This window comes from Glutamicibacter sp. JL.03c, from assembly GCF_025854375.1.
Classification (GTDB): Bacteria; Actinomycetota; Actinomycetes; order Actinomycetales; family Micrococcaceae; genus Glutamicibacter.
On sequence record NZ_CP107575.1, the window covers coordinates 1,401,782 to 1,416,166 of the forward strand.

Sequence of the window (14,385 nt, forward strand, 5' to 3'; positions counted from 1 at the left end):
TCACTATGTTGTACGCTGTTCGATATGCTGGTATCTTCGATGCAGGTAGAAGTGATGTGCTTCACTCGTCAAAGGAGACCACCATGAATTCATCGCCAACAGGAGCCCAAAGCTCCGGCGGTTCGGCGCTGGACGCCGACTACGCAAAGAACCTTCAACGCGCCACCTTGGCATCAAGCATCGGCAGTGCCCTGGAATACTTCGACTTCGCGCTGTACGGTCTCGCTACGGCGTTGATCTTCAATGTGCTCTTCTTCCCGCAAGGGGATCCAGCCATGGCCACGGTGGCAGCATTCGCCACCTTTGGCGTGGGTTTCGTAGCTCGTCCCTTCGGCGGAATGTTCTTCGGCATGTTGGGCGACAAACTGGGGCGAAAGATCGTCCTGATCATCACCATCATGCTGATGGGTGGCGCATCCACTTTGATCGGCGTACTGCCGACCTACCAGATGGCCGGCATCTGGTCACCAATCCTCCTGGTGCTGTTGCGATTGCTGCAGGGCTTTGGCGCAGGCGCAGAACAGGCCGGCGCAACCGTCCTGATGGCCGAGTACTCGCCAACTGGCCGCCGTGGTTTCTTCTCGGCGCTCCCATTTATCGGCATTCAGGCCGGAACGCTGCTAGCCGCGGTAGTCTTCTCGCTGCTGACCATGTTGCCCGAGGAAGCGCTGATGTCGTGGGGCTGGCGCGTGCCATTCCTAGCATCCTTCCTGCTGATCATCTTGGCGGTTCTGATCCGTGCGAAGTTGGAAGAAACCCCGACCTTCGTGGAGATGGAAAAGCGCGAGCAGGTTTCCGAGCATCCGATGCGTGAACTCTTCCGCAATGGCTTCCCAGGCGTGCTGGTGGGCATTGGACTGCGCATGGCCGAAAACGGCGGCTCCTACATGTTCCAGGGCCTGGCGCTGAGCTTCTTTGTCACTGTCGTCGGTCCGGAAGCCGACAAGGGGCTGCTGACCTGGGGAGTGACCATCGGCTCGCTGATCGGCGTATTCTCAGTGCCATTCGCCGGAGCGCTCTCGGACCGCTTTGGCCGCAGAATCGTCTACCGTGTAGGCGCCATCTTCATGCTCGTGTACTCGTTGCCAGCGTGGTGGGCGCTGACAATGGGCAGCCATGCACTGGCCGTCGCCGTCATCGCGATCGGCATTGGTTGTGGCGTTGCCACCATGCTTGGCCCACAGTGCGCCATGCTTCCTGAACTCTTCGGCAGCCGCCACCGTTACCTTGGCGTTGCCATGGCACGCGAAATCTCTGCCGTGCTCGCCGGCGGCCTTGCCGGCGTCTTGGGCGCCTACCTGATTGCAATCACCGATGGCAGCTGGCTGGTGCTGGGACTGTACATGGCAGTGCTTTCCGCCATCACCCTGGGCTCGACATTCCTGGTACCTGAAACCCTGCGTCGTGACCTGACCCGTACCGACGATGCAGTGAAGATCTCCTCGGTTGAGGCAGGCGACGACGTCTGGCTCAAGGGAAGCCAGGGCATGGGAGCTTCGGCGGTCTCTGCCCGCACCTCATTCACGGTGGACCGCGAAACGGTGACCGCTGACGAGCGCTAACCACGGCTACCAAGAACCCTGACAGAGAACGCGGGATTCTCCGGGCACCATAGTTGCTCGGAGAATCCCGCTTAAAGGGGCTCTGTTAGATGGCTTTCCTGCCAGAGGAGGTGCAATAACGACTTTTCCTCTAGGCACGGACAGCGAGCGCTAGGTGCACAAATCTTGGTCCGGCTCATTAGCTGACGCAGAATTCTGTCTACTTTAAAGTAGCAAGCGGAAAGTATTCCTCCTCACTAAGTTGAGAATTCAGTGCTGATTTGGCCAAATTTAGATGCGTGGACGTGTGAGATATGGCAAAGTAACTACGGGAACGTACGCCTAAACGGTGCTCGGGACCGGCACAGCCTCGCGGCTGAAGCCAAAAATTAAATCAACTCGCATCGCTCGCTCGGGGAACACCGCAAATACAAGGAATGTGGAAAGCGGCTACCCCGATCCACGAAAAGAAGGACCTGATGAGGATTCCTGGACGCACCGCCGCAGTAGCGCTGGCACTAACCATGACCATCGGCACGGGTGCTCAGGCCACGGTGGCAACCGCCGCCAACGCCGACGTTCCCAAGTCAATGCCTTCAAACAAGCTCAACGTGGTCGCTGCGAAAGCTTCGACGACCAAGCGCACTGCTGCGAACCTGCGCCTGCGTGCCAAAGCAACGACCGCGTCAGCAACCTTGGCAGTCATTCCCAAGGGCACCAAGGTCACCGTTCTGGCGACCAGCGGCAAGTGGAGCAAGGTCAAATACGCTGGAAAGACCGGCTGGTCTTCCAATTCGTACTTGGAAACCGTCGCTTCATCGCCGAAGACCGATAGCGGCACCGCTCGCTACACCACCGCGAATCTGAACCTGCGCGCCGGAGCAGGAACAGGCTACCGTTCCTTGGGCGTCATACCCAAGGGTGAACGAGTAACCGTACTGCAAACTTCCAAAGGGTGGGCGAAGATCGGTTCTTCCAAAGGCACAGGATGGTCCAGCCTGAGCTACCTCAAGTCTGCACCGAGTACCTCAAACCCGCAGAAGCCCAAGCCGGAATCGTCGAGCACCACCGGATACACGACGGCCAATTTGAACCTTCGATCCGGGGCTGGAATCTCCTACCGTTCCGTGGGAGTGATCCCTGCGGGCGAAAAAATCAAGATCTATCGCTACTCGGGCAACTGGGCCCAGGTCTCTTCATCCAAGGGAACCGGATGGGTCAGCAAGTCCTATGTGGGCAAGGCTCCTGCCTCGCCTTCTCCACAGCCGGAACAGACGCCCTCCACGGTGGCCTACGCGACCGCGGGTGTGAACCTTCGCTCTGGCGCGGGCACCAGCTACCGCGTGCTCGGCGTTGTCCAAGCGGGGGAGAAGGTCACAGTTCGCTCATCGTCAAACGGCTGGTCCAAGGTCTCCACCAAGATCGGCAGCGGCTACATCAGCTCCAAGTACCTCACTACTTCGGAACTGAGCACGGTCCGCAGCGATACGCAGCTGGTCATCGATACAGTGCGTCGCCTTTTCAGCGGTGACTACACTTCGCTGGGCACTATCCGTCCCGGTTCCGCTGGCCACAGTTCTGGACGCGCTGTGGACGTGATGATGGCCAATTACAAGAGCGCATCCGGGATCAAAGCGGGCGACCGCATTGCCCAGTTCCTCCTGGACAACCGTGCGCAGCTGGGGATCAGTTACCTGATTTGGCAGGACAAGATCTGGCTGTCTGCTTCTAAGGGCTGGGAGCCTTACTCCACTTCGGGCAAGTACGGCACGCAGTTCACCAACAACTGGACTGACACCACCAGGCATATGGATCACATCCATGTGGAAACCCATGGCAGTTCGGCCACCGGTGGCGCGTTGAACTACCGCGCGCTGAACGGCTAATCAATAGCAACATCGGAGCTCGAACGGCCACCGAAATCCCATATCAAGAGTTTCGGTGGCCGGTCCTGATTCGGCCCAAGAACGAAAGCGCGTGAACCAGCATTTTCGAGTACCAGAGGCAAGTATCCGAACTCGATGAGGCTTCAAGAGCCAGAAAAATTGCGCAGTAGGCAGCGGCCACGGCGGGCGGTCACGTCGCCGGGGAATCTTCGCCCGAGCAATGAGAAATCATTCTCCGGCAACAGGCATGGTCTGCGGGGTGCACAAGCTGTTGCAGGGATCAGTAGCCGGCATTCCGTTGACGAATAACAACCATATTTCACGGCTGCGGAAAGCATGAGCTTGCCCGTTAAACCGATCCCGGCCTCTCCAGCCGACGAGCAGAAAGGGTGCAGGTGGGCAATTTTCCAGCGTCGTACGAATGCCTGAAGTATCACCTGAGCGAGCTCGGGGAGTTCTCGGTCCTCCCGCCCAATGATCGCGGCGCAGCATTCCTGAAGTACGCGGAGACGGGAGTGCTCTACGCTTTCGATAGGGATTTTTCCGGAGTCATGGACATGGTCATGCTCACGGACGGGGAAAGCCTCTGGCCAGACATGGATGCGCTTCAGGCGAAGATGTCGTTGTTTTCCGTACACGTCCATGAAACCGTCGAATTGGCTGCCGACGGGGATTGCATTTTGTACTGGGGCAAAGATGGTCTTCGCTCCAAGCATGGAAGCCTACCTCGTGCGGTGATCTCTGAAACGCCCCTTATTCCGTGATTCTGCACGTGCTGCGAACCGTTTCCGGCTCGCGCATGGGGCGTGGGATTTGATGCGATTTGCGGGTACTTGTCGACTCGCGTGCCTGATAAGTAAACGGGCAGCATATGGGATGGCTGCGGGCGAGCAGAGCAGGTGGTTCGCTGTAGAGGACTTCGGAATCGATGGCGAGAGGCATTTGGGTAACCTGTTGGGGTTGATGGACGCGATCAGAAAATAGGATGCGGACATTACAAGACAGCGCCGCCTCAACATTCGAGCTAAGGGGCGCTGTCTTGTGTTGCAAGTTTTTCTAGCGTAGGTACTTGCCTGAGACCCAGCCGGTCTTCGAGGAATACTTGACCTCGTACCAACCCGGCTTCTTCGAGCCCGTCAAAGTCACCTTCTTGCCCTTGGGGATGGTGAGAATCACACGGTGGTTGGTTCCTGCACCGCTGCGCATATTCAGATTAGCGACAGTCTTTTTGGTAGAAGACTTCGGGCTGGACTTCTGCTTCTGGCCATTGGACTTTGGCGCGGAATTCGAGAAGTTGTTCAGGTACTTGCCGGATACCCAGCCCGACTTGCCCGAGTACTTCACTGGATACCAGCCGGACTTCTTTGAGCCAGTGATCGTTACCTGCTTGCCACGTGGAATCGTCAAGACCACTCGATGGCCCGTGCCAAGGCCAGCGCGCATGTTGAGATTCACGGTGGTCCTAGCAGACTTGGCTTGAGTGTTCTTGGAATTCTTAGCCGAAGTATCCTTGGAATTGCTACCTGCGACGCCGTAGTATGCCTCAAGAGTCTTTGCGCCTGAGCTCTTGTAGCTCTTGGCGAGCGAAGTGCCCAAGTAGCGGAAGTGCCATGGCTCGAACGAGTAACCGGTGACCGATTCCTGGCCCTTGGGGTAGCGGAGAATGAAGCCATACTTGTGTGCGTTCTTGGCCACCCACTTGCCAACCGGAGTGTTGGCGAAGCAGGCTTGGAGGCCACACTCGCCATTTCGATTGCCAACATCAATGGCCAACCCGGTTTGGTGTTCGCTCGTACCTGGAACCGCGGAGATCTTGGACGCGTAGCTCTTCCCGTAGATCCGGGTGTAGTAGTTGTACAGCTCGGCTTGGCGAGCATAGGAGCGGTAACCGCTGACGGCTCGAATGTGAACGCCATCCTTGGCCGCTGCCTTGACCATCTTGGAGTAAGCCTCCGCTGCCGAGGACTTCAGCCGGACGTTGGTGCCTTTAACTGCCACGGTCTTGGGAGCATATTTCTTGGGGCTCAGTGGATACTTCTTGTTGACGAAGACATCCGTCTTGCTCGGATCACGCTGAATCTTCTTCGCGGCAATCTGCACTGCAGAATTCACCGACACTGACTGCGCCACCTGAGTCGTTGAAGTCGCTTTTGGCGCCGCATTGGCAGGGGACAGCGGCAATAAGGCAACCATGAGCGTCGCCGAGATTGTTGCAGCGAGTGGGACTTTCAAGGCACGCGGCTGTTTCATTGGTTCTCCATTGCAAGTGATGGAAGATGCGACCCTAATTGCATCACTATTCACGACTCGATTCAAGGTTTCTGCAACCGGTTGATGATGAATGGACTAACCACAATTCTCAATGGCGCCGGCTGTGCACGCCATGCACTAAGTGCCAACGCTCCGTCGAGCCCTGCGGCCTCTAGCGCTGAGCGTTTCCAAGAAGCGCATCCCACTTGAAGGAATCTGAATTGCCGGGAGCTTCTGTGCAGCATAGTCCATGAAGAGACGCCCAGGCTTCCTGGCCTGAGCTCAGCTGAACAATAGGATTCAAGGACGGGAAGTGAAGGGAAAATGAACATTCGACCCGTGGCCGTAACCTGCGGATTTCCCGATCATTCTTAGTGGCGCAAGGGCAAGCTGGGAATTGATCGAAGCGTCCGCTGAATTTTTCTTGATCCGCGAGGTTTGGTAGGTTTGCGATCATGCATATCCGTCCCGAAGTCTTTGACGACCGTGCAGCGGTGTATGCAGTAACGCATGCTGCCTTTGCTGGAATTGACCCCATGGTTGAGCCTGAGGAAGTCGGGTTGCTTCAGAATCTGTTCGGCTGCGAAGAGTATGACTCACGCTTCTCACTCGTGGCGCTCGATGATTCAGTGGTCATCGGCCACGTCATTGCGACGTGGGGAAGGATTGGCGGCGAGCCGATGCTGGGGCTCGGGCCGCTGGCTGTAGCGCCGGAATACCAGCACCGTGGTGTCGGATCGATTCTGATGCAGAGCATCCACGATCAGGCCGAAGCGGAAGCGCTAAGTGGAATCGTGTTGCTCGGAGCACCGGGATATTACCGCCGTTTTGGCTACGAGCCGGCTCTGGCTCGCGGCATTTCACCGAGCGACACCAGCTGGGGAGAGCACTTCATGGTGCGCGTCTTCGATGAATCAAGACTTCCGCGGGGCGACTTCCAATACGCCAAGCCATTCGGTGTTTGACTAACCAATTAGCTCAGAAAAGCGCCGTGACTATTGTCTAGATTTCTCATCTGGCGTAGACATGGAGCATGTCATCAAATGCAGAGCTAGAGCAACTGTCCTTCACCGTTTCCGGATTCATTTCCAAGGCGGTGACCCAAGTCTACGAGGCCGTCGCCGATCCGGTGCAACTATCGAGCTATTTCACTACCGGTGGGGCGCAGGGAAGGGTCGAAGCGGGCACGACGGTTACGTGGGACTTCCATGATTTCCCCGGAGCCTTCCCGGTCAAGGTGCTGGAGGCGCAGTTCCCCAACAAGATCGTCTTGCAGTGGGGTGCGGAGCACGCCACAGCAGATGATGCACTGAATACAGTGACCTTTGAATTCACCTCGGTGGATGACAGCACCAGAACCAAGGTCGACATCACCGAAAGCGCCTGGCAGGTCAATTCCGCCGGCGCTCAGGCGGCTTTCGGCAATTGCATGGGCTGGACTGGCATGCTGGCAGCTATGAAGGCCTGGATGGAGTATGGAATCAACCTCCGAGAAGGCTTCTACAAGTAATTCGCATTGCTTCTAACGCCGACGGCGATAGTAGACGTGTGTCGCCAAAGGTGTTTCACGCCGCGAGTACCGGTCCATGTGGGTCTCGATGGTTTCCACGGTGATGGCTTCGCCATGTCCTAGCCGGATCGGCGCGATATGCAGCCGCAACTCGTCAATAAGGCCCGCCTTGAGGAACTGCACAATGGTGTTAGCGCCGCCGGCAATGGCAACCGGCCGTTCGCCCGCGGCCTCTTGCGCCTCCGACAGTGCCTCGTGGATTCCTTCGGTGATGAATTGGAAACTGGTTCCGCCCTCCATCCGGATCAGCGGGCGCGGATGTGAACTGAGCACGAAAACCGGCGCGTGATAGGGCGGGTTATCTCCCCACCAGCCGGTCCAGTCCGTTGAATGATGGCCAGGAGGCGGGCCGAACATGTGGCTGCCCATGATGAATGCGGCAGCTTCGGTGATTGCCGTGATTTCCTCGGCATTTTCTTCGGTGCGCTCGAATTGCCAGCGATGCAGTTCTTCTGCGCCCTCGCCGAGAGGGAACTGCATGCTCTGATGGGGTCCTGCGCAAAATCCATCAGAAGATACTGTCACATCGCAAGTAACTGGCCCCATCGCCTACTCCTCAAATCTCCAACCGCAGTACTGGTTCTGCAGATATTCCTACAGTGAACCGGTCACAGCGCAGATGCAAGCAGTATTCGGCGATGATTATTTTTCGGAGGCGCCCTGCTTGTTTTCGCTGGAGCCATTCCACAGCGTTGAGGAGTGCTTCTTGATGAGTGCAGCCTCTAGCAGCATGGCCGCTTTGCGGTGAACGCACGGCATCCACCGCACTTCCAAGTTCAACCGGTCGATGGCACGACGCGCCATGCCTTCCACGCTCTCGGGGCGACCTGCGTCGGCCTCTTGGACGAATTGGGCCAGCCATGCGGAATCGGCCAGCGCCAAATTCATGGCATATTTTCCAAGGCCAGAGGTGGCGCCCTTGCCGCTGGAGTAGACCTTCAAGCGTCCGCGCAGGCCTTTGCCATTTCGCTCCCCGGCTTGCCCGATGTACAGCGGCGGATTCTGCTCGTCGCCGCGTTGCCGGACGGCATAGACTCCGGGCAGCGCCGGCGCTTGTTCGGCGGACTGTTCGAAGGGAGTCCATTCGGACCAGTCCAGCGCATCGAGGATGGCATCATCGATCGGGCGAAGCGGCGCATCGATCCCGGGCGCTCCGGCAAATTGCAGTTGCTGCAACAACCCGGGGTGCAGGTGCCAGTTGCCGCCGGGCTTGTTGGGGATTTGCACCGCGCCCTTGGGCCGCTGCTTTCGCAAGTAGCTTCGGAGATCCTTGGTATCGACGCCAAGTTGGCTGGCTGCTACGTCCAAGCCCAGTAGCTGCGCGTCCTTCAACAATGATCTTCCTTCTGTGCTGAGCCGATCCTTCAAGCAACGACATTTCTGTTCCCATGGTGCCAGAAAACCCGGAAGATCGGGCGCTAGCGCCAGAGCTTCCGAGTAATCTGCCGGTTATAGAACTGCGTGATGCAGTTTGCTGCTCAGCCGGTTCAATTCGAGGAATTCCTCCTCGGAAAGTGCCGAACCAAGAAGCTCGTGCAGATGCTTCACATGCTCCCGGCCGATTTCCTGCTGCAGCTTCCGTCCCTCATCAGTCAGGGACAGCTGAGTGGCTCGATGATCCACCGGATCCGGTTCGCGGACAACCAGTCCCTGCTCTTCAAGGCGGACCACCATGCGGCTCAAGCTGGGCTGGGAAATGAGCAACTGCTTGTTCAAGTCGACCATCCGGCTCTTGCCCCCGGGACAGGTGCGCAAGTTGAACAGGACATCGTATTCGCGCATGGACAGCTTGCCGAACTCCGGCATGGCGGTGATTTGGCGCATGACCGCCACCTGCGCCCGGAACAGGGATTCCCAGGCGTCGGTGGTGACCTTCAACGAGGCTACAGGTTTATTGGTCCCGGTCACTTGCTGCTGGCTCCTTGGTCTTCGCTTCCTCAGCCTCCAGTTTAGCCCGGCGAGCGGCGACCAGCCCTTCATGGGTTGGGGCGGGGGTCAGATCTGCCGGGGCGCGGGATTCCATTTCCTTGCGCAGTTCAGGCAAGACGTACTCGCCGAACATGTCCAGCTGGTTCAAAACGGTCTTCAGCGGCAAGCCCGCGTGGTCGATGAGGAAGAGCTGGCGCTGGTAGCTGCCGAAGTATTCCTGGAAGGTCAGGGTCTTTTCCAGAACCTGCTGAGGCGAGCCGACGGTCAATGGGGTTTGCGCGGTGAAGTCCTCCAGCGATGGACCGTGTCCGTAGACCGGCGCGTTGTCGAAGTAGGGGCGGAACTCCTTGACTGCTTGCTGCGAGTCCTTGGCCATGTAGAACTGGCCGCCCAATCCGACCACGGCCTGGTGGGCCTTGCCATGGCCGTAGTGCTCGTAGCGTTCGCGGTAGAGGTTGATCAGCTGCTGGTAGTGCTCCTTTGGCCAGAAGATGTTGTTGGCGAAGAAGCCGTCTCCGTAGTAGGCGGCGATCTCGGCGACCTGCGGGGTCCGGATGGAGCCGTGCCAGACGAAGGGCGCCACGTCGTCCAACGGCCGGGGCGTGGAGGTGAAATTCTGCAGGGGAGTGCGGAAGGTGCCTTCCCAGTCCACTACGTCCTCATCCCACAGGCGGCGCAGCAGGTTGTAGTTCTCCACGGTGAGGTTGACCGAATCCTGGATGTTCTTGCCGAACCACGGGTAGACCGGGCCGGTATTACCGCGGCCCAAGACCAGATCCACGCGTCCGCCGGACAGGTGCTGCAGCATCGCGAAATCTTCGGCGATCTTCACCGGATCATTCGTGGTGATCAAGGTCGTGGTGGTCGAGAGGATGATCCGCTTGGTCTGGGCGGCGATGTAGGCCAGCGTGGTGGTAGGAGAGGAAGAGAAGAATGGGCGGTTGTGGTGCTCGCCAATGGCGTAGACGTCCATGCCGATTTCTTCGACTTTTTTGGCGATGGCTACCGAGGCGTCGATGCGTTCCTTTTCCGTAGGAATGCGGCCGGTGGTGGGGTCGCGGGTGATATCGCTGACTGAGAATACTCCGAACTGCATGTCCACTCCTGCTTGTCGTCGAGGTTTTGCGTTGTGCGCCTACCTACAATTTATATGCGTATGCATGTAATAACAAGTTGATGCGTCAAATATTCCCGGACATGGGTAGTGCGATGGGACACAAGGCCGCCATGGACACGGCATGGATGGCAGAAGGCCAAGGGGGCTAGGGGACAGTGCAAGGCTGCAGCATTCAGCGGTGGCCGGTCTTGCTAGTTGACCATGCCGCTCTGATACGCGATCAACGCCGCTTCAACGCGATTGCGCACACCGAGCTTGAGCATAATCGAGGTCATATGCCCCTTGACCGTGGCCGCAGTGAGCACCAGCTCTTCGGCGATTTCCGCATTCGAATCTCCCGCTCCCACCAGCGACAAGACATCACGTTCACGCGGCGTCAGCTCTGCAATCATCGAGGCTGCCTCGGTGCGCCGCCCCTAATCAAGGCGGCGGACCTTGTCCACCAGGCGCTTGGCGATGCGCGGGGAGAGGGCAGCGGCGCCATCGGCAACCGAATGGACAGCCCCGATCAATTCCTCCGGGCTGGAACTCTTGAGCATGAACCCGGCCGCACCGCCGGCCATGGCGCGATCGATATATTCTTCCTCGCCAAAAGTTGTCAGGACCAGCACCTTGGCCTCCGGGTCCTCGGCCAAGATGCGCTCCATCGCGCTGAGCCCATCAAGCTGGGGCATGCGAATATCCATCATGGTCACCTGGGGGCGGAGCCGAGCAGCCAATTCGATAGCCCGGATCCCATTCTCTGCCTCGCCCAGGATCTTGATCCCTGGATCGCTGGCGAGGATGGTCCCAAGCCCTGCGCGGATCAGCGGATCATCATCAACAAGCAGTAGCCCTACCGGATGTTCTGTGCTCATGTATTGATCCTATGACGCGGGGTAGAGGTGGTCGGCGGAAATCAGGACATCATCCGAGAAGCAGAGCCGGAACATCTCGCTGCCCAGGTCCAGCACCCCGGTGCGCGCAGCGTAGTACCGGCACTGGCCGCTGGCCGGCAGCCGGGATTCATCGATCACCGGAAGCGGCTGGTCCAGACCCTTGGCCTGGACATGCTCAGCGACTTCCTCCCGGTTCATCCCCATCGTGAGCTGCTGGAAGTCAGCCGGGCTCAACGCCGTGGCCCGGAAAGTCGCCAACTGCAAGAAGTACAGGCCCAGCACCATGGCCGCAACCGTCAGGACGGGCACCAGCACCAGCAGCCATCGTGAAGAGGCCTTGCCGGACCCCGGCTCCAGCAGCGCTCCGGAATCCGGCTGGATCCGGCCGATCGTGGCCACCACTTCAAAGGACTCGTCAGAACGGTTCACGCGCAGGGATCCGCCATGCAAGGCTAATGCCGCGCGCAGGGTGCGCAGACCCGTGGCCCCGGCCCGCGCCGGAGTCGGGGAACCGTCCAGCGTATTGCTGATCCGCAAGGTCATGGGATCCGCACTGCTATCAAGCTCCACATCCACCAGATGCTGCGGCGCGTATTTGGCCGCATTGGTCAGCGCCTCCTGCAGCACCTGATGCAGGACAGCACCGGTGGGGGAGCTGGGCGGGGCTGCGGGGTCCGGACCCGTCGCCTGGTAGTTGATCCGCATGCCCCGGCTGCGCGCCTGGGATATCAGCCTTCCCAGGGATTGCTGCTGGGGGCTCAACGATGCATTCTGAGCCGGATCATGAAGCACTTCGATAATCTCGTGCAGGTGCTCAACGGCCTGATCTGCCTGGGCGCGGATGCGCACGGCGAATCGGTAAGCCTCCGACTCCCTGTCCAGGGCCATCTGCAACCCGCCGGTAGACAGCGCCAACAGCGCCATGTCATGTCCCAACTGGTCATGCATCGCCTCGGCAATTCGCGCTCTCTCGCGAAGCCCGGCCTGGATCACTGCATGGTGGCGTTCCTGGGCACGGAAGGACAAGGCATTGCGCCTGGCCCGCCCCGCCCACCAGGGCAAGAGGACGAACAAGACCACCCCGGTCGAGAGATTCAAGGCAAAGGTCAGCACGCTGACATGAGCGGAAAAAATCAGCGTCATCCCCGCTGCGAGCGCTCCGGCCGCCAAGGCAGCGATTCCATGGACCACCGAGTCCACGCGGCGCCCCGCAAAAAAGCTGCCGACGGCGGCCAGCGGGGCCAGGAAAAGCCACGCTCCGCTGGTAGACAGCGGAAGCAGGTACGCGCTCAGCGCGAGAACGATGAGCAGCAGGATTTGCTTCCACTGGATAGCCATGATGATCATGCTACGCAAGATCGGTGGAAGCTGACACCGACCAAAGTCGGGGGAGCCCGACCCGGAACTGCCGACCATCAGCCGGTGTGCCCGGCTTCATGCGATGACAGAGTTGAGCCCAGGAAAAGGAGTTCACCATGATCAAGCTCGACGCACTCACCAAGGACTACGGCAACACCCGCGCCGTCAACGAACTGAGCGTAGACATTCCACCGGGAAAGGTCACCGGTTTCCTCGGACCCAATGGAGCCGGCAAGTCCACCACCATGCGCATGATTCTCGGCCTGGACGCTCCGACCAGCGGCCAAGCCCTGGTCAACGGGCAACGCTACGGCCAATTGGCCTACCCCATGCATACGGTGGGTGCCCACATCAGCGGCACGGCCGGGCACCCAGGGCATACGCCCAGGACATTCCTGCAGGCGCTGGCCCAAAGCAACCGCATCTGTCGGCAGCGAGTCGGGCAGGTGCTCGAAGAATCCGGACTGGCAACCGTGGCCTCCAAGCGCATCGGTGGTTTCTCCCTGGGCATGCGCCAGCGCCTTGGCATCAGCGCCGCATTGCTCGGCGACCCGCAAATCCTCATCCTTGATGAGCCGATGAACGGGCTGGATGCACAAGGCATCGCATGGATCCGGCACATGATGCGCACCCGGGCCGAAAATGGGGGAACAGTCTTTGTCTCCAGCCACCTGATGAGCGAAGTGCAGCAGGTAGCCGACCAGCTGATCCTCATCGGCCGCGGCCAGCTCATCGCCCATGCCGCCACCGAGCAGCTCATCACCGAGTTCACGCAACAGATTGTCACCGTGCGTTCTCCGCAAGTCCAGGCGCTCGCCGACCTGCTGGGGCAGCGGGGTGTCCAGGTGCAGCCCGCGGGAGAGCAAGCAGTACGGGTCACGGGCCTGGCGCTGGAAGAAATCGGAGCGCTGGCCTTTGCCCAGCACATCGAATTGCACGAATTGAGCGCTGCCCGCGGTTCACTGGAGTCGGCCTATAACCAGCTGACCCGAGACTCGATCGAATTCACCGCACCATCCCCGGCAAGGAGCTGAACCCATGAAAACACTAGATCTTCATCCGGAGCGCCAGTTATCCAGCGTTGGCCCGTTGCTTGCTGCGACGCGAGCCGAAGTCACGAAGTTCCGCGGCTCGCGTTCTCTCACCGGATTGTACGCAGCAGGCCTCCTCGCCACAATTGCGCTGGGCTGGTTGCTGGGCGCCAGCGCGAAGGCCAGCGGTAATAACGGCTTCGACACCGCGATGCCCGCGCCATTGCTGGTTTTTGCCACGCTGCAGTTCGGGTAGCTATTTTTTGCCGCGGCAGCGGCACTGCACATGACCGGCGAGTACTCCAGCGGCGCCATCATCAGCACCTTGCAGGCGGTGCCGCGTCGCGGAATCATGGTGGGCTCCAAGGCTTTGGTCCTGGGCGTACTCGGCCTGGCCACCGGCCTGATGCTGATTCCGGTGGCCACGATTCCCACTGCCTTGAGCGCCGGGCAGTACGGACAATTTGCCTTGGCGGATCTGTTCTCGGCTTCCCTGGGGGCAGGAACCTATTTGGCGCTGCTGAATCTGATGGTGCTTGGGCTGGGACTGCTGTGCCGGAATTCGGCCGGAACCATTGTCTCGCTCATTGCGCTCGTGCTTGGCCTGCCGCAAATCCTCCAGCTGATACCCATGGACTGGGTGCAGACGCTGATCCAGTACCTGCCGACCAATGCTGCAACATTCATGGCCACAGGCGCCAGCGAACCTTATGGGCCAGCGATGGCGTTCGTGATTCTTGTAGCGTGGAGTGCTGCGCTGCTGGGTGCTGGGACGGTGGCCTTGAAAAAGCGCGACGCCTAGGCGCATACCGTTTGCACAGGAA

Annotated in this window: 16 protein-coding genes; 8 read left to right on the plus strand and 8 right to left on the minus strand. The window is 59.4% G+C overall.

The annotated features are described in order from the left end of the window. Positions 1 to 83 precede the first annotated feature (83 nt). From OF385_RS06415 to OF385_RS06425, 3 genes are all read left to right on the plus strand, one after another. Positions 84 to 1,562: an MFS transporter gene (locus tag OF385_RS06415; protein ID WP_264277513.1), complete on the plus strand. Its 1,479-nt coding sequence runs from the start codon at positions 84 to 86 to the stop codon at positions 1,560 to 1,562. Between the two features lie 416 nt (positions 1,563 to 1,978). After that, positions 1,979 to 3,427, plus strand: a complete 1,449-nt coding sequence (locus tag OF385_RS06420) for an SH3 domain-containing protein (RefSeq protein WP_264277514.1) — start codon at positions 1,979 to 1,981, stop codon at positions 3,425 to 3,427. Positions 3,428 to 3,822: 395 nt separating this feature from the next. After that, the gene (locus tag OF385_RS06425) at positions 3,823 to 4,191 is read left to right on the plus strand and encodes a hypothetical protein (protein ID WP_264277515.1); all 369 of its coding nucleotides are present in this window, start codon (positions 3,823 to 3,825) and stop codon (positions 4,189 to 4,191) included. A 292-nt stretch (positions 4,192 to 4,483) separates the two neighbouring features. Here the strand turns inward: OF385_RS06425 and OF385_RS06430 are convergent, their stop codons facing one another. Beyond that, entirely contained in the window at positions 4,484 to 5,677 is a 1,194-nt protein-coding gene (locus OF385_RS06430; protein WP_264277516.1) for a D-alanyl-D-alanine carboxypeptidase family protein, read from the minus strand. A 455-nt stretch (positions 5,678 to 6,132) separates the two neighbouring features. Here OF385_RS06430 and OF385_RS06435 point away from each other — a divergent pair, with 455 nt between their 5' ends. Next, a complete protein-coding gene (locus OF385_RS06435; RefSeq protein WP_264277517.1) occupies positions 6,133 to 6,642 on the plus strand; it encodes a GNAT family N-acetyltransferase in 510 nt (169 codons plus the stop codon). Between the two features lie 68 nt (positions 6,643 to 6,710). Beyond that, positions 6,711 to 7,187 carry an SRPBCC domain-containing protein gene (locus tag OF385_RS06440; protein ID WP_264277518.1) on the plus strand — a complete coding sequence of 159 codons (477 nt, stop codon included), beginning with the start codon at positions 6,711 to 6,713 and terminating at the stop codon, positions 7,185 to 7,187. Between the two features lie 12 nt (positions 7,188 to 7,199). On the opposite strand, the gene OF385_RS06445 is transcribed toward OF385_RS06440, so the two are convergent. The 7 genes from OF385_RS06445 to OF385_RS06475 all read right to left on the minus strand — a co-directional run bounded on the left by OF385_RS06445 (position 7,200) and on the right by OF385_RS06475 (position 12,509). After that, positions 7,200 to 7,727, minus strand: a complete 528-nt coding sequence (locus tag OF385_RS06445; protein ID WP_264277519.1) for a dihydrofolate reductase family protein — start codon at positions 7,725 to 7,727, stop codon at positions 7,200 to 7,202. Positions 7,728 to 7,889: 162 nt separating this feature from the next. Next, a complete protein-coding gene (locus tag OF385_RS06450) occupies positions 7,890 to 8,582 on the minus strand; it encodes a hypothetical protein (RefSeq protein ID WP_264277520.1) in 693 nt (230 codons plus the stop codon). A 114-nt stretch (positions 8,583 to 8,696) separates the two neighbouring features. Beyond that, positions 8,697 to 9,155 (minus strand): MarR family winged helix-turn-helix transcriptional regulator, encoded by a 459-nt coding sequence (locus tag OF385_RS06455; RefSeq protein WP_264277521.1) that lies wholly within the window; start codon positions 9,153 to 9,155, stop codon positions 8,697 to 8,699. Further along, positions 9,139 to 10,272, minus strand: coding sequence for an LLM class flavin-dependent oxidoreductase (locus tag OF385_RS06460; protein WP_264277522.1), 1,134 nt, complete (start codon positions 10,270 to 10,272; stop codon positions 9,139 to 9,141). The genes OF385_RS06455 and OF385_RS06460 overlap by 17 nt, the downstream gene beginning before the upstream one ends. A gap of 212 nt (positions 10,273 to 10,484) precedes the next feature. Further along, the gene (locus OF385_RS06465; RefSeq protein ID WP_264277523.1) at positions 10,485 to 10,685 is read right to left on the minus strand and encodes a response regulator transcription factor; all 201 of its coding nucleotides are present in this window, start codon (positions 10,683 to 10,685) and stop codon (positions 10,485 to 10,487) included. A gap of 24 nt (positions 10,686 to 10,709) precedes the next feature. Next, positions 10,710 to 11,150, minus strand: coding sequence for a response regulator transcription factor (locus OF385_RS06470; RefSeq protein WP_264277524.1), 441 nt, complete (start codon positions 11,148 to 11,150; stop codon positions 10,710 to 10,712). Between the two features lie 9 nt (positions 11,151 to 11,159). After that, entirely contained in the window at positions 11,160 to 12,509 is a 1,350-nt protein-coding gene (locus OF385_RS06475) for a sensor histidine kinase (RefSeq protein ID WP_264277525.1), read from the minus strand. Positions 12,510 to 12,646: 137 nt separating this feature from the next. Here OF385_RS06475 and OF385_RS06480 point away from each other — a divergent pair, with 137 nt between their 5' ends. From OF385_RS06480 to OF385_RS06490, 3 genes are read left to right on the plus strand one after another with little or no spacing between them, the layout of a single operon-like run. After that, the gene (locus tag OF385_RS06480; protein WP_264277526.1) at positions 12,647 to 13,564 is read left to right on the plus strand and encodes an ATP-binding cassette domain-containing protein; all 918 of its coding nucleotides are present in this window, start codon (positions 12,647 to 12,649) and stop codon (positions 13,562 to 13,564) included. Between the two features lie 4 nt (positions 13,565 to 13,568). Then, a complete protein-coding gene (locus tag OF385_RS06485) occupies positions 13,569 to 13,817 on the plus strand; it encodes a hypothetical protein (protein ID WP_264277527.1) in 249 nt (82 codons plus the stop codon). 30 nt (positions 13,818 to 13,847) lie between these two features. Then, positions 13,848 to 14,363, plus strand: a complete 516-nt coding sequence (locus tag OF385_RS06490; protein WP_264277528.1) for a hypothetical protein — start codon at positions 13,848 to 13,850, stop codon at positions 14,361 to 14,363. Positions 14,364 to 14,385 lie beyond the last annotated feature (22 nt).